This window comes from Shewanella sp. ZOR0012 (assembly GCF_000798835.1).
In the GTDB taxonomy this organism is placed as follows: Bacteria; Pseudomonadota; Gammaproteobacteria; order Enterobacterales; family Shewanellaceae; genus Shewanella; species Shewanella xiamenensis.
On record NZ_JTLE01000094.1, the window covers coordinates 3198057 to 3219252 of the forward strand.

Below are 21196 nucleotides of genomic sequence, written 5' to 3' on the forward strand. Positions count from 1 at the left end.
TGCATCTGTGCCACTAATGACGGCGCCATCGTTGCTGCCTGTGAGTGTAATCGTCAAATTCGCAGTGCTAGTTGCGCCAGTGCTGTCGGTGACTGTGATGGGAATTGTGAGCGTCTCAGTTTGGCCAGTGGCCAGATGTTGATAAGCCGCATCAGTTGGATCGAAGCTGTAGCTGCCATCGGCGTTGAGCGTAAAACCAGCTGTCTGGGTGCTGGTGCTGAAGATTTGGCTGTCACCCGTATCCACATCCGTAGCCACCATCTGCCCACTGAGCTTGGCGCCATCTTCACTGACCGATTGGCGCTGCGCGCTAAGCACTGGCGCGTCGTTCGTGCCGACGATATCGACGATAATCGTGTGAGTCGTGCCATCGGCGCTATGTACGTTGAAGTTTTCGTGCAGCATCACTCCTTAGCTGAGCTGCTGGATTTCTGGCTTACTGTTGTCGAGCTGGTAGCTCCATCGGCCGTCTGCACTCAGACTTAAGTGGCCGTAAGTGCCAGCCGTGTCGGTCTGCGCTACGAAGTGTGCTTCACCATCGTCCACATCGGCCACACTGAGCTGGCCAGTGGTGATCTGGGCATTATCTTCTTTGGCACTGCCAGTGCTGACTCCGCCGATAGTCGCGCCATCGTTGCTGCCGTTGAGCTTGATTACTAAGTCCTGGGAGCCGGTCGCGCCAGCTGCATCGGTCACTGTGACTGGCATGGTGAGCGTCAGCGTCTGGCCGGCTGCCAGATGCTGGTAGCTGGCATGACTGGGGTCGAAGCGCCAACTGCCGTCGGTGTTGACGGTGAGACCATCCACTGGCTGCGCGATACTGAAGGTGAGCTTATCGCCACTGTCGGGATCGGTCGCGGTGAACTGCCCGGTGACCTGTGCGCCATCTTCTGTTGCGTGCACGGTCGCAATGGGGGTGAGCGTGGGGGCGTCGTTAGTGTTGTCCACATTCAGCATGAAGATGGTACTGACTTGTGCGCCGCTACCATCGGTTGCTGTGATAGTCACTTGTAAGGTGCCGACATCGCCATTGGTGGGCGTACCCGAGAAGGTGCCTGTAGCCGCATCGAAGTGCAGCCAGGCCGGCAAGCTGCCAGTGCTCAAAATCAATGTATCGCTGGTATCGATATCGGCAAAGGTGCCCGCAGGAATGCTGAAGCTGAAGGCAGTATCTTCCGTTGCAGTCGTTGTGACCAAACTGTGAGCCACTACTGGTGCATCGTTGCTGCCCGTTATCGTCACTGTTAGTGTGTGGTTTGTGCCGTCCGCACTCGATATTGTTAGGCTATCAGTGAGGCGAACACCGGTATTGAGCTGCTGAATAGCTGTTAGTGTGTTATCTACTGTGTAGGTCCAGTTACCGGTAGCGTCTATGCTGAAATGTCCGTAGCCTGCACTGCCTGCGACATCGGTTAGTGCCGTAAACTGGGCTTGGCCTGCATCGGGATCGGTTATGGTTAATGTGCCGTGTGCCTGTAATTGCCCATGCTGGACAGATTGATCCTCGACAAGCGTTGCAGTGTCGGTTCCACCGATAATCGCTTTATCATCAGCACCTTTGATCAGAATTGTGATCTTTTGGCTTGTTCCATCCAACGCTTGTACAAACAGGGTTTCAGTTAAGGATTCACCATGCTTGAGAGCTTGTATGCTGGGATTGTTGTTGTCTGCTGTGTAGGTCCAATGGCCATGGGTGTTGATGGATAATATGCCGAATTTACCTTGGAGTTGTTCGGCTGCAAATCCTGCTCGCCCGGTATCGGGATTGCTTACCCAGAGTTGACCATCTGTATGGAGTTGCCCTTGAGAAAGGCGTTTGTCTTCAAACACCCTCATTACTGATGTGCCCATAATCACAGAGTGATCATCGGTACCATGAATGGTGATGGAGATTGTTTGCCGTGTGCCATCTTGGGTTTGTACCACAAGGGTATCAGTGATGGATTCTCCGGTTTTGAGTGCTTGAATTGCCGTCTGCGAGTTATCTGCGGTGTAGGTCCAGTGGCCGAATTCATCAATGATGAGGGTACCAAACTGACCATATTGCTCTGTAGCTGTAAATAAGTGTGGTCCGTGGTCGTTATCTGTGATGGTAAGGTTGCCATCGGCCCTAAGCATGCCTTGATATGTGTCACTATCTTCAGTGAGTGAGGCTGAGGTTGTGCCTGAAATTTCGGCCTTATCATCGGTTCCGTTAATGGTGACTGTGATGTTTTGCGCAGTACCATCGGCACTGTGGATGGTAAAAGTATCAGTAAGATGCTCACCCGATTTAAGGCTTTGAACGGTGGCCAGTGAGTTATCGGCGCTGTAGATCCAATGGCCGTTTACATCGATCGTAAGATAGCCAAATTGTCCTTGTAATGAATCTGCCGAAAAATGGGCTTGATCCCTATCTGGATCTTGGATGCTTAATTGACCTGATACCGTTAATTGGCCGTTAAGAGCCTGAGTATCTTCGGTCACTAAACCTGTGATCTCACCTTGAATGATAGCGGCATCATCAGCGCCATTCACTTGAATACTGACTTGTTGGTTTACTGGATGGCCTGATTGATCAGTTGCGGTGACGGTAAAGGTTTCCGTCACCTGTTGGCTAGAGACTAGAGCAAGTGTGGCGTTTGCATGGTTATTTAGTTGGTATTGCCATTGGCCCGTGAGTGGATTGATGCTCAGTTGGCCATATTGACCTTGTCCATCAAGCACAGCCCAAGTGATTACATCGTTATGATCGGGATCGACACTGCGTAGTTGCCCCATCACTGTCTGCAAGGAGTCCGCCGCATTCATGCTAGCAAGGTGCGATCCTAAAATTTGGGGCAGATCGTTACTGCCTTCGACATCGACATCGATGACGATGATAGTGCTTACTTGTTCGCCATTGGGACCGCTGACAGTAACCGTAAATTGTTCGGTTTGATGCTCACCTTCGGCTAATGCATCAGTCTTAGGCGCATTGTTATCGAGTTGGTAATGCCACTCGCCAGTGATTGGATCGATATCAAGGCGACCAAATTGACCTTGATGTTCTGCGACCGTCCATTGGAGTGGGGTTACTGTTCCCCCATGGGCATGCAGTTTGCCAGAGGCACTCGCGACTGGGGCATCTTCTTTAACCGATTGATGGCCGGCTTGTTCGTCAATGGTGAGTGGGGTGTGCTGTTCAGTGCTAATGATTGGGGGGCGCACAATTTGAGTTAATGTGGTTCTTGCCATTGATACCGTTAATGCTGCCGGTTCAATCTGCTGCTTAACATGTCCAATTTCAGGGAGTTGGCTGAGGGTAACAAGGGGCAATTGTGTGTCGTCAAAATGTGGACCTTGCCCTAAATGGGTTGATTCACTCGAACCATAATCTTGGAACTTAGGGGCATTTGGGTTTTGAGTTTCATGTGGCAGTTCTGACAAGATTTTTTCCGAGTCTGTGCTAGAGCTAGCTGACTGGGCTGTTACATGGCGGTTATCAATGTCTACGGTAGCGGATTGCGAATCAGGCTTTTGCTCTGTCGATTCTTCGGTATTAACAAGCTGCGTTGCTGCGTGCGAGGGTAAGCGCCAGGACTTGCTTGCCACAATATCTGGGCTTGCAGTGCCTTGGACTTCACTCTCTCTAAATTCCTTTACCTTGAGCTTGGCGACATCTTTATCGAGTTTTTTAGCGGCAATTTCAGACTTTTTGGCGAGTTTTGCTGAAATGCGACTTTTACGTTTTGCGGTTGAGAGCGTTAATGGTTTTTTTTGGCTCATAGTTCGTGCTCCCTAGCGTTCACCAAAGGCTTCAGTCACATTGGTAAATACGGGTTTCCACAGGTATTGGAAGACGGTTTTATCCCCTGTGACAATATCCGCTTCGCCAGTCATGCCGGGGATCAGTTCCAGCTTATCGGGTTGATCGCCAAAGTAGGGCTTATCAATCGAGATTTGTACTTTATAAAAGACGCCGCCTTTTTCATCAGCATCAGTGCTTGGGGAGATGCGTTTGACGATCCCATCAAGTGCCCCATAGCGACTGTAATCAAAGGCATCAATTTTTATGCGCGCTTTTTGTCCCACACTGACAAAGCCAATATCCCGAGGGGAGAGTTTGGCCTCAAGTAGGGCTGTTGGCGTGGTGGGTACAATCACCGCAACTGTGCCTCCTGGTTGAATCACACTCCCTGATGAGGTATTTGGAATGGACTGAATAATGCCATCAACAGGGGAGGTGATGGTGTTTTGTTGCACCTGCGAATCGGATGATTTTAAACGTGCGGTAATCCCTAATAATTCAGCTTGTGCATCTGTGCGAGCTTCACCAACCTCTTTTAGCAATGTGGCTTGTTTTTGCTCCAATTGCCGTTGAAGATTTTCAATATCCCGTGCCAATACCTGTTGTTTACCTTCCATACTTTTTAGTTCACGTATGTAGGAGTCCAATTTTTGTTGCGATTCCAGCATAGTGAGCTTAGAGACTGCCTGCGATTCTTTGATCGACTCCATCATATTGATGGTTTGTTGGGCAGAATTGATTTGATGTTTCAGTGGCGGAATTTCTTGATCAAGACTTGCCAACTCGGCTTTCGATTTCGCGATTTCCGCGAGGGAAGATTGAATGATGGCTTGTTTTTCGTTATTCATCCGTTCGAGATCACTAATATGCCCTTTCACAAGATTGGGATGACTTTCAAGGTAGCTAGCAAAGTTGGCCTCTCTGGATTCGATAAAAGCACTGTAACGCTCAATTTTGAGCACCAGATTAGCTTGTTTACTTTCCAGCTCTTCAGCGGCAGCTTGGCTATCGATGGCGATAAAGTTGGCGAGAACATCGCCTTTTTTCACTAAATCTCCCTCAGAGACCAAGATAGAGGCTAAGGTTCCCCCTGAAAAACTCTGAATCACTTGTTGATGTCCAAGGGGGATAACTTGACCTTTCGCTTTGGCAATTTCTTCAATATTAGTGAACAGTGACCACACAAACATAATGAACACTGAACCGGCAATAAAGTAGGTGATTTGTTTGATGATGCGTTTTTCTGCAGGCGCTTCAATGGCTTGAGTGAACTCGTGTTCTGGCAAAGAACGATGGTTAAGTTGACGATCATTCATTGTGTGTGGTCTCCATGCTAGCCATTGATTGGTGTTCATCGCCTGCTACGGGTTTGTTTGGGATAGGGCCTGCATAAACCACAGAGCCTTTATCTAAGATAACGACCTTATCAGCGTGCTGGATCAGTTCTTGATCATGGCTAGTAAATAAAATAGTGGTTTTGCCCTTTAACTTGGTTAAGGTTTCGATAAAGGTTTTTTTCGCAAAAGGATTACGGTTGGCGATGGGTTCATCCATGACAAGCAAAGGCGATTTTTTTAATAGGGCACGAGCTAGGCTGATATAGCCACTCCCTACCACCGAAAACATATTGGCTCCCTGTGCGGATAAACTGCGATGTAAATCGCCACCGAGCACTTCTTTTAACGCGTCTCCACCTGCCTCATACAGTGCTTGGCACAACTCCTCATCGGTGGCATCGGGTTTAGCCAGACGTAAGTTATCTGCTAACGATCCCGGCAGTAGTTCGGTGTGGGTCGGGCTGAATGCGGCCCATTGGCGTAAGGCTTCAGGATCAAATTGTTTCAGGTTTTTGCCATCTAAAGTGACAAAGCCTGCTTGGGTATCAATCACGCCTATGGCTGTCAGCAATAAGGTGCTTTTACCACTGCCATTAGGGCCGATAATGGCGACGGTTTCTCCTGCTTCAACATCAAATGTGACGCCAGAGAGTGCAGGTTCAGCTTCTGCGCTGTAACGAAGGGTGACATGCTTAAAGTTGAGTGCAGGCGCTTTATTTAAGTTAGGCCCATCGAGGCGGAGTTGATTAAATTCGGTCGTCACCTCCATAAAACGATCAAACTGAGTGACAGTACTGGTTATCATGTTAATTTTAGGCGCCGAAGAAAAGGCTAATTGGGCGGGGCCTGTGATGCGCCAAATCAACATTCCACAGGCGATTAAAGCGCCGGGTGAAATACTTTGATTTAACACTAAAAAAATGCCACAAAACACGGTAACTAAGGCCGTCATTAGCCCCATGGCATGGGCAACTGCAGCATTAAACCCATTACGTTTGGCATATAAAAATTGTTGACGGCAGTGCTCGCGGCAACGACGGATAAAATCTGCGTACCAGCCTTCGGTTTCCCCTGCGGTTTTCAGCTCTAATACATTCTTGGCTAGTTCATTGAGGCTGTTTTGGTAGTCATTGCTGATGGTTGGGCTGGCGGCTTGGGTATAACGGTTTAGGGCTTTCATCACTAGGTAAAACAGAATCAGCATACAAAGTGGTACTAATACCAGCCAACCACTGAGAACTGTGATGGCAATAAGCGCCACGATCGTAAAGGGCAAATCAATCAGCCCACCTCCGCTAGGGCCTGACAATAATCCTCTCACCTTTTCGGCGTTACGAAGTCGTGCCAAATGATTTGATAGTCCAACTCGGGATAACATCATCAACGGCATACTGAGGAGTTGATTAAAGGATACGGCTGACAGATCCCGCGCTAATTTATTGCTTGCGCTGGCCAGCACTTTGGCTCGCAGCAATCGGCTAGAAATAAAAATGCTTAAAGCAAGCAAAGCACCAATTGCGATCCCAGGTAAAATGTCGGGGGCTTGTCCTCCTATGACTCTGTCGTATACCGCCATGGTAAAAAGCGGTATCGCTAATCCGGTTAAGCTGGCGACGAGGCTTAATAAAAAAACGGGTTTGAACCACTTTTTTTGCTGCTTAAATTGGCTGGCAAAGCGACTCCTTTTTTGATTGGTAGAAGGCAGACCATTAATAATAAATACTTTTCCATCAGAAGGGAGTGTGAGTGGCTGCCATTGTTGGTGTGGGCCTAAATACTCAAAGGTGTGCTGGTTGCGGCGCCCAATTTGCGGTTCTCCCTCTTCAGGTAGGATCAGGAAAGGATAGATTGTATGGCTGAGCATCTCGGGATCAAGTGAGCGTAAATCGGCCACAACATGATGTTTTTTAAATAAGACATACGCATCTAAATAACTCGCATTATCCACTAATGCGCTGCGTTCAATATTCTTGGCTTGGGCATTAAGTCCGAGTTGATTAAATAGTGTGACTAATAGGGATTTTAAGTTTGGGACAGACTGCGCTTGGTTATGCATTGTTAAAGCTCCCCATTTGACGACATAGTTGCATCCCCTTGTGATGAAATATGGATGCGATAGTCACTGATCGCTGCAATTTCCGTAAAATAGGAGGCCACAATCAGAGTGATGTGGTTTTTGAGTTCGAGTAACAAAGCGAGTAAGCGTTGCTGAGAGTCTGCATCGAGGGAGACCATAGGTTCGTCGAGTAAGAGTATCGAAGGGGATTGGGCAAGCGCTCTGACAATGGCGATGAGCTTGATAGCCCCCTTATTAAGCATTTGGCTGTCATTATTACCCACTAAGGTTTGATAACCCGCAGGCAGCTGCGCAATCGTGGCAGATAAGCCCAGTTTGTCTGCGAGAACCATGGCATAGGCTTCCCGCTCATGGCGAAACAGAGTCAGATTATCCAAAATGGAGCCCGCAAATAACGTAGCCCATGGCGACACATAGCTAATGGATTGGCGATACTCCAGCGGGTCATGTTCAGTTAATGGGATAGAATCAATCTTGATGGCACCTTCAGTCACCTGATGATAGCCGCCCACGGTACTTAACAATAAACTGGCATGTGTGAGTGGATTTGAGGTTACCGTGACAAGGCTACCCGCGGGTATTGTCAGGTTAATGTGCTTAAGCTTTGCCCCCGTTTGTTGTGCTGATACCTGTTCAAATTCAATAGGGCCTGAAGGTAATTTTTGGTGGTAGACCTGAGAACCATTCAAGGACTCTGGAGGGGAGGCTATTATTTCGTTAACATCTTGCATCGCAGACTGAGCGGTAACAAACTTCGCTTTTAAACTGCCAATTGCGCTTAAGGGCGCTACGGCTCTGCCTGCAAGGATTGAACATGCCGCTAATCCCCCTGTTGTTAGATCGCCATTTAAGACTTCAAAACAGCCAATCAGCACCAAAGCCAGTGTGGTAGCCTGCGAAGCCCCTTGGATCCATTCTTGTAACTGGGATGATAGCCAATCAACCTCATTTTGCTGCGCTCATACGTATGATCTTTAGGATTTGAAGAGGTGCTTCATTCGTGATCTAATTGATTTACCAGAAAAAAAAGATCACCTTTGCAGGCAAAACGAATGAAGCAAGAACAAGATATCCGATTCTTAAACGCTTTTGAACGACTTTTTTCACCAATTGAGCTTGATACGCTTGGACGACAAACCGGATTTATGAAACGGCGTCGCCAAGTCACACCACATAAATTTTGCATGGCATTGGTCAGTGCCCTTGGCTCTGGGGCAACGAATTCAATTGCCGATATCCAGCGTCAATTTAATCATATGCACTTCACCGCCATACAGCTAAAACCTTTTCATAAACAGTTAGTTAAAATGTCTGCACCTGAGTTTATGCGCGAGGTGTTTGAAAAAGCACTGGCTGTGCATCTTCCCAACATGCTTACTCTGAGGGATAAGTATCAGGATGTTTTTGAACGTATTATTTTGCAAGATGGCACCAGTTTCGCGGTACATGACGACTTAATGCACTATTTTCCAGGGCGTTTTAATGTACACAACCCTGCAGCGGTTGAGTTGCATGTCACCTATGACGTGTTCAAAGGACAACCACAGAGCGTAACCCTGACCGAAGACATTGCGCCAGAGCGGGATTATTTGCCATCTGCCTCATCCTTAGCCGGTTGCTTATTTATGGCAGACGCTGGTTATTTTTCAAAGACTTACATCCATAACCTGCAAGACGCCTACGCCCATTTCATCATACGCATGAGCAACAGCATGAATCCAATGGCGGTTTGCACTAAGAGTCAGCAGACAAAACCACTGCAATCATGGCTAAAAGAATTACCGAGCACAGGTGCGTTGGATTTAGACGTGCATTGGCCTGATGGCCCGATTTATCGTTGTGTGGCATTTGCTGCATTAGATCACAAAAAAAGACATGTTCTAGTGTGCACCAACCTTGACCGGCAACAGTTTCCACCAGAAGTTGTCGGCGATCTCTACCGTGTCCGCTGGCAGATAGAATTGCTATTCAAAGAATGGAAGTCGATGAATAATCTGAATAAATTTGACACTCACCATGCCACAATAGTTGAAACGCTGATCTGGGGAAGTTTGCTTGCGGCAACCTTAAAACGATGGCTTATTAACGCGGCACAACAGAAGTATGACCGGGTGATTTCATTGTTTACCGGAGCAAAATCAGCCCATATCTGGTGGTTACCCTTTTGTTTAGATATTGCCAGAGGCCATGGCGCGGATTTAATGACGGCCATAAATGAAGCATTGGCATTTTTAGCACAACGTTGCCAGCGTCAGAATTTGAAGAGGGATCAGAAAAATGGTGTGTTCAAAATGTTGGATAATATAAATAAATCAGCAGCTTAAGTTGTTAAGGACATACGTATGTTGCTGCGCTAACCTTTGGTAGTTGATTTTTTTGTAGGCATAAGTAATTCGCGATTCTAACGCGAGGGATTTTGCAGTCGTTAAGCCTGATAAGACTAAAATGAGTAAACGGGTTCGTTCATCGTCACTGATGGCGAGTTCTCGGGTGGCAACGGAGAGTTTTTTGCCCATTTGCCACACGCCAATGCCCGCGACACCCCAAACCAGTATTGGGATAAAGACTAATGGCCCGCCAATATAGGCTACTAAGGCTAAAAATATGATAACAAATGGAAAATCCATTAAGGCGACCGCAGCTTGCCCTGAGTAAATCTCCCGCATGGTGGCAATGCTGGTGATACCGTGGAGTATTTTTCCTGACCCTAATTGCTCAACGTGGTGGTAATCCGCCTTCATGAGTCGGTCGACAAATTGAGTGGTGGTTTGTAGCTCATAGTTTGAAGCATTAAGGGCAAGCAACCAACTGCGCGTATAGCGCAACAGCAGTTCCAGAAGTATTGCTATCCCAACGCCAATCGCTAACACACTGGCGGTGCCATAGGCCTCATTGGGTAAAATCCGGTCATAGATTTGTAGCATAGTGAATGGTAATGCCAGTGACAGCACATTGATGAGGGTAGATGAAAGCAAAAGCTCGGTAAATGATTTGTGTTGTGCCAATAGACGTAAAGACTCGATCATGTTTCGTACACCTTAAATAGCATTACATTCATCACGGAAATCAAAAAGCGTATTAACATCTTGATTAACACTATCACTAACAATTTATAGTGTACAACACCAAGCAAATGAATTTTATTGCTTATTTAGTTTAACATTTAATGTTTTTACTCTGCCTTGCTGTTAACGTTATGTTTATTTTGTGTTGGTTGTTGTTCTGGTGTTTTCAGTGTTGTAAGGCAGCTTAATCATTATTTGGGGCGATAGTTAGGTATGAGTAAATCATGGGCAAAATAAAGTACGTCATCATTTTTCTCGTCGTGTTTGCACTCGGATTGGCGCTGGTGAAGGGCGTGGATCGCATCATTGCTAATAGCGTTATCGCGCGTGATTCTGAGATGCTTGCAAGTAAATTTCAGATGTATATTACTGAGTCAGCAGAACAAATACTTGAAATGCCGCGCTTAGACCCAGGTGTAACTTGTACCGCAGAATTAGAAAGCCTATTGAAACAGAAAACCTTTGATTCCAGCTTTGTCCGCTGGCTGGCGATTTATAAAGATAACCAAGTGCTCTGTCAGTCTGGCGTAATACCCCATGATTTAACGGCATTGAAAGCCCATAAGGTGAGAGAGAATTTAAGTATTGCGGTGGCAAGCCATAATACTCAGACAAGTCACGAATTATTTTTAATGCGTCACATGGAGGGGATTGATTACATTGCCAGTATCACTCCCCTTAGGCCGAGGTATTTTGTTCCAGTGGATTGCGAGCGATGTCTTGAGTACAAGGTGAGCTTAGATTCAGATCCTTATATTGAATTTGGATTTGATAATTTTGCTGATGAACCTGTGGTTTACCATGTCGTTCAAGAGCAAAATCCCTACTACCATGCGACCTTTGAGCTATCGGGGAATCGTGTTTTCCTTGAACAATATTCACAGCTAGGTTGGCGGGTTAGTGTAGCAACTGGGATTGTCTTAGGTTTGTTGGCGTGCTTAGTGTATTGGCGCTGGAACAACCATCAAGTTTCCCTTGATAGTCAAATAAAACGGGGCATTCAGCGGGGGGAGTTTATTCCCTATTATCAGCCTATTGTCGATAGTAGTACGGGAATGCCTGTGGGGGCAGAAGTACTGGTGCGCTGGCTTCGGCATGATAATCGGATGATCCCACCCAATCAGTTTATTCCCTTTGCTGAAGCGAGGGGACACATTCTTCCCATGACGACGAGTATGTTGAACAAGGTCATTAATGATATTCAACTGCTAGGGGGACAATGCCCGACGTTATTTTTTAGTATCAACATTGTGCCTGCTCATCTTGAAAATGATGATTTTTATCATCAATTACAAGAAATTGTCGAATCAGGAATGCTGGGGCACCACAGGTTATCCTTAGAAATCACCGAGCGACTCCCGATTAAGGATATGACGTTAGCTCGCCAGACACTCGATAAAATTTATGCGCTGGGTATTGATCTTAAGTTGGATGATGCAGGTACGGGTTATGGCTGTTTTAGCTATGTTCAGCATCTAGGGATCAGTACATTGAAGATAGATAAGATGTTTGTCGATACCATTGGTCAATCCCATAATTTTAATGGCAAAACCTTAGATGCCATTATTTCGTTTGCAAACGAGTCTAAGTTGCATGTTATTGCGGAAGGGGTGGAAACGGTTGAACAGCAAGGGTATTTAGGTGAATTAGGGGTTAAACTTATCCAAGGTTACTATTACTCTAAGCCATTGGCTACGGAAGATTTTTTCAAATTTACTCTTGCTTCAGGTTTGTAAGTTATCTCCATGTGGTGCGTAAGTTTTTCTTGTTATCATCGCAAAATACAAGTTGAGGTTAACTCATTTTGTAGATTTCATTTCCCCATTTGTTAACCTGAATTGAGGTTAGGTTGTGAGATAAAAAAGAGAGCTTAGCCAACGGGATACTAAGCTCTCAAAGGTTTGCAGGGGAGCGATACTCGCCTTGGCCTCGATTAGGCTTCAGGCGAGTCAATAGGGTTATTGCTTATGTTTAGGGCCTTGCTTGTTTTTCATTGGGTCGCCTTGATATCCTAAAGCTTGCCAGTCGAGGCGTGTGCCTTTGTTGTGGCAATCATTACAGTTAAGCGCTTGCTCTTTAGGTGACACCATGTGGTTGATCCGCCACCACATTTCGGTGGCTGCAAAGTCATATTCACCGCTGTATTTGATGCCTTTTTCCAACATAGTTGGGTTAGCTTCCATACCCAGTTTCGCCGCTAAATTCCAATCAAACTCGCTCCAATATCCGCCTTTGCCATAGGTTTTTGGGGTGATAAAGATATTGAGCTTTTTATCGTAAATTTGCTTACCAGTATGGACCTTAAAGGGATAAATTTTGGCTTTGGCATCGTTAATGTCACCCATGGGGTAGGTCAGTTTAGTGACGACATTCGGGTCCATTTTGTCCCCAGCCATATATGCGTTTGCAGTGCCGTTATACCAAGCGTATTGAGGCTTAACCATTTTTTCCCAAACGAAGTTACCTTTTTTCTTCTGGTAAGTGTGTTTGCCATATTGATCAACAGCTTCAGGCTTATCATCCCCCGCAGTTGACCAATCCCAGTGCATCTTGGTGGGTTCATTCTTAGCAAAGAAGGGAATATGGCAGGTTTGGCAAGCAACGGTGGCGGTATGGGTATTGAGCTTTTTGTTGCTGTGCGGCGCGCTATCGTGGCAGTTTTCACAACCGATATGGTCGATACCACCTGGTGATACGCCCATCGCATTACCTGATATTTGATGTTTTTCAGTGGTATGGCAGTTTTGGCATTGGAAGTTATTGCCATCGCTGTCCATGTGAACATCGGTGGCTTTATCGGGATAGGCCATGGAAGAGTCGAGATCGCCGTGTTTGACCGCATCACCACCGCCGCCGTAGAAGTGGCAGCTACCGCAGTTATCCCTCACAGGCGCTCCGACATTTTGGGCTATCTTCGCTAGATCGAGCTTAGCCATTGGTTCGCCTGCGCCCGCAGGATCTTTTACATAGGTGCCAGTAGTGTCGTGACAAATTAGGCAATCCACTTTGGTTTTATCTTTAAAGTCAAAGGTATTGTCCTTCCAGCCATAGCCAGCGTGACAGCTAGTACAGCGAGGTTCGTTGCTGGATATGGCGACACAGAAGTTATTAATACTGTTTTTCTTACCCCGAACCACGGTTCTATCGGGTAGCTTTTGTTCTAACTCCCATGTCCAGTGGGAGGTTTTCATCATATCTGTGGCTTGTTCTTCGTGGCAGGTTAAGCACTGAGTTGTCACCTCAGAACCTGTGGTGAAGGGCCCTTTGAGCACGTCTTTATGGGGATTGGCGGCTTGCGCCTGCAGTGCCATACCCGCTAAGGCGATAAAGAGAAGTTGTTTCATTTTTGGTACTCCTGCCCCCAGCGATGCCAGGGGCTGAATGACGTCTAGGTTAGAAGTTAATGGTGAGTGAGGCGTTAACATCAAAGGCCTTATCCACTACCGGCAGCATTGAGTAGGCTGAGCCCGCTAACACATCATCAATTTTTTGAGGGGCACCCACAGGTGTACCGCTGCCTGTGTATTCATAGTCGTAGTAGAGTCCCGCAAGCTTGATAAACATTTTTGGATTGATATCAAAGATGTAATAAGCTTCGCCGACGTGTCCACGGGTGGCTAACTTGCTGCCGATAGGGTCATCTTGGGCTTGGGTAAAGGGCGTCCAATATTCGGAACCATAGTTATATTCCAAACCGAATTTGCCGTAGGGGGCGGGTATTTGAATGCCCACATAGATGCCATAGCCGTCTTTGGTATCGGTATCATCGCTGGTTTTAGGCACCATGATGATTTCGGTACCAGTGCTGTTGAGTTCTGCTTCAAACACCGCATCGGATAACATGCCGCCAAACATACCGGCATTGCCATTAGGCTCAGCGCGTGTCCAGCCTAGTGAGGCAAACCATTTGATATCGTTAGCTTCTTCCCGCGCAAAGCCAATACCGCCGAGGTACATATCACCAATGACGCCGCTAGGTTGCACTCGGGTGACAAAGTTAAAGTTGTCGAACTTTTGCATATCTTGGTACATGGTGGGGGCAAAAATGCCCGCCAGTTGAGTGGGGAAAGCCATCGTGCCTTTAAAGCCGTCGTTGACGTCTTTGGCACCAAACAGGGTAAATTGCAGGAAGTTAGTGCCATCGTTAATGGCATCGATATTAAAGCCACCGAGGTGAGTATCTTTGGTGACGATATCGCCAAACATTTCGCCATTACCCCATTGGGATTCAAAGCCTTGGCCATAGCAGAAGCGTACTATTTGTCCTTCAATGCCTGTGATTTCCCCTAGGTTGTAACCTAAGGTGGCACCGTCAAAGTTAAAGTTGACTAAATGGCCTGAAGGCGTGCCGCCGCGCAGTTCGTTTTCGCGGTAGTGGCTTGGTGGGCCGTAGGTGGATGGGCGACGACCAATAGAGAGGTAAAACTCAGAGCCATTGATATTTTTCCAGTCGAAATAGGCGCGTTCTACTCGTAGCCAGTCACCGCTGGTGTTGCCGCTGCTGGTGCCATCCATAGTGAATGACCGCCAAGAATCAAATACTTGTACGCCGGTTGAGTCGCCCCAGTTTTTATACATGCTCAAACGACCAGCAAAGCTGACGTTATCCCATACTTTGGCTTTCAGATTTAATCGCAAGCGAGTGGTGTAAAAAATATCGTTATCTATGTCCTGTACACTTTTGGGCGCGAGTACATAGGGCATCACGCCCTGCAACATGCCATTTTGGAAGGCGGCTGCAAGGTCTGGGTTGGCTTGCATCATTTTTCCGAGTGGCGAGTTAGGATCGTTTGGCATACCAAAAACGCCCGACATCGCTTTGGCACCAAAGTCATTGAAATTGACATTAATCGCAGGGTTCCAAACCACATCTCGGTAATGCAGCGAGTGGGCTTTGGTTCTAAAGTCACCCGTAATTTCAAGGCGATCTAATGACGTGTGTCGCTCGGTTTTATCGACACGACTATTGAGTTCATCGAGTTGTTCAGTGATATCGGTAAGCTGTTGTTTCAGCTCAGCCATTTTTTGGGTATCTGCTTGGGTATCATTGGCTGCGGCAAAGGCTTGGCCTGACATAAAGAGCGCATTAGCAACCAGTATCGAAATGAGTGTACGCATAGGGTTCTCCCTGAGTATTCCGTTGGCACCGATTCAAGACCCTGTGCCAAATTTACCCAACAGGAGTCCCTGAGGTGTGCTCCCCATGTTGCTCTTATTGGGCTTTGATTTTTATATCAATGGGTTAACCTACAGTTGCAGGCCTGTGGTTATCCCTTTGCTTTAGGCTTGGCAGCGATTAACCGCAGGTTTGCGGCTGCTCAGAGTCGGCGGCATGGTCATACAGGAATTGTTGTATGTCCTTGAGGTCTTGCTCGGTGAGGTCGTTGAATGCCTCGGGTTTGAGTTTGTGCTTATCTTTATCGAAGAAACGATCCCATTGGCTCATGGTTTTGCTCATTGGGGTCAGTTCTCCACCTTCGCCTGCTTGGCTGTGGCAGGCTTTACATTCTTTTTTATAAAGGTGTTTACCTTTTTTAGGGTTCCCACCTTCAGCAGCATAGGCTTGGGTAGCTAAGCAACCCATCAGCGCGGCTGCAATTGCGATCTTAGTTGAAGTTTTCATCATCTCATCCTTTCTTAGGTGTCATCTGAATGACTTTGTTGATGGAATGTAGCTATTGCTTCCACCTTGTGAATAAATTTATCAAAGGTCGTGAATTGTTTATTTGAGGTGTGTCACTTTCATTAAAAAAATCTAATTGATAAAAAATTCATTGATAAAAATCTAATTGAATGGATGTGATGGTGAGTTTGGTAAAATTAATCTAATTAAAAACAATTAGTTATTTTTAGGTTGAGATTGACTTTTTGCGGGTGGTGGCAGCTGGTGGGAGGAAAAGTGCTAATAATGGACAGTGATCGAGCTAACATTTTGTAGAATTGGCTATATCTAAAGTAGTAGTTCGTAATCATTTCTCGAGATGAATGCTCATTTTTACTCTGCTATTTCGAGCACATTTTAACTGTGGTGTTTCGAATAAATGTTGGGGTCCAAGCCGACGCTTGTTTGAGCCATAAGGGATTCTCTTTGTACACGCTGCGCGCCATCAAAAGCGCGCAGCTCCTACATCTGCAGCGTCTACATCAGAGTATCGCCCGTCTGTTCCTTGCGTTTACGGATTAAGGTTGTTGGCGAGTGGGAGCCAATACAATCTCACGCACACAAACATTTTGTGGTTGTTGCCAAGCAAATAATGTGGCTGCGGCAACGTTTTCGGGAGCAATCACGCCACCCATTTGTTCTTTCCAATCATGATAACCGGCTTTGATGGCTTCATCCGTGGTATGGCTTAGGAGCTCTGTTTCAACTGCGCCAGGGGCGATAGTGATTAGGCGCACGTCATCCATTGCCACTTCTTCACGAATGTTTTCGGTTAAGGCATGCACGGCAAATTTAGTGGCGCAGTAAGCCGCATGATTGGGAAAGGTTTTACGACCTGCCACCGAGCTGATATTGATAATGGTGCCGTTTTTGCGCGCCTTCATGCCAGCTAATACAGCGTGAATACCATTGAGTACGCCCATTACATTGATATTGAGCATGCGGCTCCATTCGTTAGGATCTTGAGTATCAATTTGCCCAAGTAGCATGACGCCAGCATTATTGATAAGGCAACCCACTGGGCCAAACTGCGCTTCTGCTTGGCTAATCGCCGCCTTGATAGCGTCTGCATCGGTTACATCAACGCTGATGGATAAACTGTTTGGTAAAGCAAGGGCTTGCATTGCTTCTGCGCGGCGTGCCAGTAGCAACAGCGGATGTCCTGCTGCACTAAAACTTTTGGCGATAGCTGCGCCAATGCCGGATGAGGCGCCCGTGATAACAACGAGGGATTTATTAGCGTTGGTCATTTGAGTTTCCTATCTTTATTTATGGATAATAAGATTAATTAATGAATATCTAGCTTGTGTATCAGTATAGGTGGGGATTTTTAGGCTGAAAAATACTTATTCCCACTGGATGTGATAGGATTTGCCTATGACATATGCTCAGCAGACAAGGTGAAGGCAGATGGTAGATTTACGCTTATTGCGCTTTTTTATCGCAATTTATGAGGAAAACAATATTACCGCGGCGGCAACACGTTGTTATGTCAGCCAACCTTCTCTTTCCGCTGGGCTCAAGCAGTTAGAGGAAGAACTGGGCGGCCCCCTATTTGAGCGCAGTAAAAAGGGCGTAAAAGCCTTAGACAGTGCACACTATCTTTATCCTCTGGCGGTAAAGTTAGTGGAGGAGGCGAGTAAATTACCCGCGCTGTTTATGGCGAAAGCGAGTCGGCAAAAGTTGCGTTTAGCTGTGATGCCCGATTTGAGTCAACGCCGCCTAGCTGGGCTATTAACGCAAATTAATCAGGCAATTAGCCATTTAGATTTAGAGCTGGTGGACTATCAAAGCCCTGCGGATTGTCGGTTAACTTTAGATAGCTTACGCCATGAGGATGAGGTGTTTTTTCCGCTCTGGGAGGAGGATTATGTGCTGTGCGTGCCGACTGAGCATCCGCTGGCACAGGCCAACCGTATTCGCCCCGAAGAGTTAAGCCAGTATGACTTTATTGAATGTCCACCCTGTGAAGCGCACCAGCAAACCATAGGGTTATTGGCATGCAGTAATTTGTCACTGAATCTCGTCGCAAAGGCTGATTCTAAATCTTTGGTGATGTCATTGGTGCTGGCGGGATTTGGCGTGAGTTTCCTACCCGATGGATTAATCGAGGATGAGCCTCGGCTTAAACAGATTAAATTTGATGGTCCGAGAATGTTCCGCCGTATTGGGTTGTGTTATCCCTCCCATCAAACCGTGGCGCCAACCTTAGCCCAATTGTTGCGGTATTTAACTCAAGCAACCGCATAAATACCGCTCTTAATCATAGGATTTGGCTAAGTAAAAAGGCCAAATCCTATGTGACTAAGATTCAAACTTACTGATGAGTTTCTAGGTAAGGTGCTAACAGGGCTTCAATGCGCTCGATTTCGCTCTGGGCATACAAAAGCTCGGATTCCGTTAAGCGCGATTGAGCTTGCTGTTGATACAAGAGTTGATCGCTATTCATCCCGTACTTGCCAAAGTTGCGCAGCAGTATGCTCGACCAAATAAAGGCTTGTACGGGTTTATCCATCAATTCATGACGATAGATTTCTACCAAGGCTTGCATCGCATTCTGATTGCCCAAGTCGGCGGATTTACGGTACCAAGTTTCGGCGGTTTGCAGTCCTTCACGGCTAGGATTTTCTTCTCCGTGGAAGAGCGCCGCTTGGCTGAAGTGGTAATAGCTTAGTTGCTCATCAGGAATAGGATATTGGTGCAGATAGTTATTACAGAGGTTCTGTGCCTCACGGATCTCTAGGGTACCCAAGCGTTTACTGAGTCTATCATATGCCGCTTGATAGTCCTGATCATGACTCATGGCGGCCAACTGATAATACATTAAGGCTTTTATTGGCTGGCGTGAGACTCCCAATCCTTCCTCGTAGATCTTACCGAGACCAAACAAAGCTTCTGTATGCCATAGGGGAGCATTTGCTTCAAACTCTGCTTTTGCCTGTAGATAGTCTTGATCGTTTTGTGGGGCGAGTAGCTTCAGCTCAGCCAGCGCTAATTTTGCATAATCATTGCCTGCAGCGCAGGATTTTTCTAACCAATAGCGAGCCTTGCCATAGTCGACTGCAAAATCTTCACCATAAAGGAAACGCTTACCAAGATCATACTGGCGGAAATCATCGTCTGCGGCGCTTTCGCCCAGTAGGGTTTCTGCCCTGATAAGATCCTTAGGTCCACCTTGGCCCGCGGCCAGCATATTCCCTAAGTGTTCTTTCGCTAATTCATTCGCTAATTCATCACCATAGGCAACTGATTTTTCGAAGTATTCGCGAGCTTTATTATGGTCAGAGGTGACGCGCTCATCATGCAAGTAGAGTGTTCCTAAGTGGTAATAGGCCTCTTGATGGTTTTGTGCAGCGGCTTTTTCGAACCAGTAAATTGCTTGACTCGCATCGGGATCGAGAAAGGGTTGCCTTAGATACAAGTAGGCGAGCTCATATTGAAATTCGACTTGCCCCGCTTCGGCATTGGGTTTGAGCTGTTCTACCTGCGCGATTAACTCATCGGGGGTTTGCGCCTGCGATGAGAGCAAATTAGGTAGTGTTAGCATGGCTAAATATTGGGGATCTAATTCAGCGGCTTTTTTATACCAATCGTTGGACGCCTTGGCATCGGCGGGCACTTGTGGAAATCGGCCCGAATATAATTCGGCAAGGGCAATGGCCGCAATTGCAAATCCTTTATCCACCGCTTGATGGATAAAATCTAAGCCAGTTTCTACTTGATTTTGGTTGATCAGTGTTAGGCCATGATTGAGTAGTGCCGAAGGATCGCCTGCGGCAAGTGCTGCGGCTTGAGCTTGTTTTTTTTGATATTTAGCGAAAAAAACAAACAGTACAACAAAAGCGATAATTATCAGTATCAACAACATAGTATTCCGTCACTATCGATATTTCTGGCAGTACAGTAAACGTGGAACAGATTAAAATTGCAAGTTTACAGTTAGGGCGTGTTGACGTTTCAGGGTTATTTTTGCAGCAATTTGACTGGCTTTTATGCAAGGCAAAGTCCGTGCAGTGTAGTTATTCTACATAAACGGACGATAACGCGGCAGAAAAGCCAGCCAAATGCTGCCCGAAGGGTTCGTCTGGCAAACCCTTGCTCTTTGTCACTCGTCATTTGAGTAGAATAACTACACATCATTCCTCGTTTCGCGAGCACGTGCTTGCCAGAACGAACAAAATCTAATCTCGAAACGTCAACACGCCCTAGCATGCCTATAGCTTAAGATAGAAATCCTTTGTCAGTTCGACCATTTGATTCGTGTAACTTCCCTCTAATCCACGGATGGTGAATACGGTGTGCACGCACTGGCTCCCCTTTGTTTTACTCAATAACAGCAAAACGCGATTGGCGGCTTTATTCTCCACACTTTTAACCTGTACCTCTTGCCTGAGATAAAGTGCGAACTGATTTAGGCAGACTTTAAAGCGTATAAGACTTTGAATCGGCAATATAAGACTTGCAGAACCCTCAGGTGATAAGCATTGGGAGATTGCTTTTAGCAATGGCTCAAATCCTAAGGTATGGGTATGGCGCGCCATCGCTCTATGCTGGTCGTTCGCCTTGGGGCCATGTTCGAAATAAGGCGGGTTGCAGATGATATGATCAAAATATCCGTAATACTGAGTTTGCTGGCAAAAGTCTTGAATATCGCTATGGATAATACTGAGCCTGTCCGCCCAAGGACTTTGCACCATATTGAATTGGCATGCGGCGGCGGCTTTTTCCTCAAGCTCCACCGCGGTGATCTGCCCAAGGCTTCGCTGCGCTGCCATTAAACTCAATAATCCACTTCCGGCCCCTATATCTAGAATGTGTTTTGCCTGAGCAAGCGGTGCCCATGCGCCTAATATCACGCCGTCGGTGCTAACGGGCATGCCACAATTAAGATCATCAATGTGGAATTGTTTAAAGGTAAAAGCCATGAAAACTCATTTATCCGATGAATAAGGGAATGCGATTTAAGATCGTGGCTATTTTAAAGGGCGAGTTGTGCTTTCGCTAAGATTTTTATGGTTATGAGTCGGGCGCATTGATGTTTAAAGATTCGTCCTGAAACGCCAACATACCCTAATCGCTCTATTCTTCCAATGAGATCGCGTTTGTGTATTTTTGTGCTGTTTTGAGTCTAAGTTCACTTAATTGGCGGTTTAATTTATTACCTTGGTAACTCATTGTTAGCAGTTAATTAGCATTGGAACGCTTTTTTCGATAAAAACTATCTTACCTGTTGTATTGGTTTTTGAATTCTGATATTAGTTTCGCCCCCATTTTTAATCAATTTTA

At 46.4% G+C, this 21196-nt stretch carries 15 protein-coding genes; 3 read left to right on the forward strand and 12 right to left on the reverse strand.

The genetic code is table 11. The features are described 5' to 3' along the window. The 5 genes from L976_RS23530 to L976_RS15710 all read right to left on the reverse strand — a co-directional run. Positions 1-405 (reverse strand): VCBS domain-containing protein (locus tag L976_RS23530; protein WP_197062284.1); only part of this gene is annotated, 405 nt, incomplete at its 3' end. A gap of 6 nt (positions 406-411) precedes the next feature. After that, entirely contained in the window at positions 412-3747 is a 3336-nt protein-coding gene (locus L976_RS15695; RefSeq protein ID WP_047538205.1) for a VCBS domain-containing protein, read from the reverse strand. Between the two features lie 12 nt (positions 3748-3759). After that, entirely contained in the window at positions 3760-5085 is a 1326-nt protein-coding gene (locus tag L976_RS15700) for an HlyD family type I secretion periplasmic adaptor subunit (protein WP_052184004.1), read from the reverse strand. After that, the gene (locus L976_RS15705; RefSeq protein ID WP_047538207.1) at positions 5078-7162 is read right to left on the reverse strand and encodes a peptidase domain-containing ABC transporter; all 2085 of its coding nucleotides are present in this window, start codon (positions 7160-7162) and stop codon (positions 5078-5080) included. Before L976_RS15705 ends, L976_RS15700 begins: the two co-directional genes overlap by 8 nt. Positions 7163-7164: 2 nt before the next feature. Continuing rightward, the gene (locus tag L976_RS15710) at positions 7165-8058 is read right to left on the reverse strand and encodes an ATP-binding cassette domain-containing protein (RefSeq protein ID WP_231570505.1); all 894 of its coding nucleotides are present in this window, start codon (positions 8056-8058) and stop codon (positions 7165-7167) included. Between the two features lie 177 nt (positions 8059-8235). Here L976_RS15710 and L976_RS15715 point away from each other — a divergent pair, with 177 nt between their 5' ends. Further along, positions 8236-9507, forward strand: a complete 1272-nt coding sequence (locus L976_RS15715) for an IS4 family transposase (RefSeq protein WP_047538210.1) — start codon at positions 8236-8238, stop codon at positions 9505-9507. Here L976_RS15715 and L976_RS15720 read toward each other — a convergent pair. Continuing rightward, positions 9496-10209 carry an ABC transporter transmembrane domain-containing protein gene (locus tag L976_RS15720; RefSeq protein WP_231570506.1) on the reverse strand — a complete coding sequence of 238 codons (714 nt, stop codon included), beginning with the start codon at positions 10207-10209 and terminating at the stop codon, positions 9496-9498. The genes L976_RS15715 and L976_RS15720 overlap by 12 nt on opposite strands. A gap of 263 nt (positions 10210-10472) precedes the next feature. Here L976_RS15720 and L976_RS22415 point away from each other — a divergent pair, with 263 nt between their 5' ends. After that, positions 10473-11984: an EAL domain-containing protein gene (locus tag L976_RS22415; RefSeq protein ID WP_052184006.1), complete on the forward strand. Its 1512-nt coding sequence runs from the start codon at positions 10473-10475 to the stop codon at positions 11982-11984. Between the two features lie 222 nt (positions 11985-12206). Here the strand turns inward: L976_RS22415 and L976_RS15730 are convergent, their stop codons facing one another. The 4 genes from L976_RS15730 to L976_RS15745 form a co-directional block, all read right to left on the reverse strand. Beyond that, entirely contained in the window at positions 12207-13592 is a 1386-nt protein-coding gene (locus tag L976_RS15730; RefSeq protein WP_047538213.1) for a tetrathionate reductase family octaheme c-type cytochrome, read from the reverse strand. Between the two features lie 49 nt (positions 13593-13641). Continuing rightward, a complete protein-coding gene (locus L976_RS15735) occupies positions 13642-15366 on the reverse strand; it encodes a DUF3373 domain-containing protein (protein ID WP_047538216.1) in 1725 nt (574 codons plus the stop codon). Positions 15367-15544: 178 nt separating this feature from the next. Continuing rightward, complete coding sequence (locus L976_RS15740; RefSeq protein ID WP_047538219.1) at positions 15545-15874, reverse strand: cytochrome c; 330 nt, start codon at positions 15872-15874, stop codon at positions 15545-15547. 554 nt (positions 15875-16428) lie between these two features. After that, positions 16429-17160, reverse strand: coding sequence for an SDR family oxidoreductase (locus L976_RS15745; protein WP_047538220.1), 732 nt, complete (start codon positions 17158-17160; stop codon positions 16429-16431). 160 nt (positions 17161-17320) lie between these two features. On the opposite strand from L976_RS15745, the gene L976_RS15750 reads away from it, so the two are divergent. Further along, on the forward strand, positions 17321-18160 hold the full coding sequence (locus L976_RS15750; RefSeq protein WP_047538223.1) for a LysR family transcriptional regulator: 840 nt from the start codon (positions 17321-17323) through the stop codon (positions 18158-18160). A 67-nt stretch (positions 18161-18227) separates the two neighbouring features. Here the strand turns inward: L976_RS15750 and L976_RS15755 are convergent, their stop codons facing one another. Together L976_RS15755 and L976_RS15760 are read right to left on the reverse strand one after the other, a co-directional pair. Further along, positions 18228-19778, reverse strand: coding sequence for a tetratricopeptide repeat protein (locus L976_RS15755; protein ID WP_047538226.1), 1551 nt, complete (start codon positions 19776-19778; stop codon positions 18228-18230). Between the two features lie 346 nt (positions 19779-20124). Continuing rightward, positions 20125-20835 (reverse strand): tRNA1(Val) (adenine(37)-N6)-methyltransferase, encoded by a 711-nt coding sequence (locus L976_RS15760; RefSeq protein WP_047538229.1) that lies wholly within the window; start codon positions 20833-20835, stop codon positions 20125-20127. Positions 20836-21196: the final 361 nt, after the last annotated feature.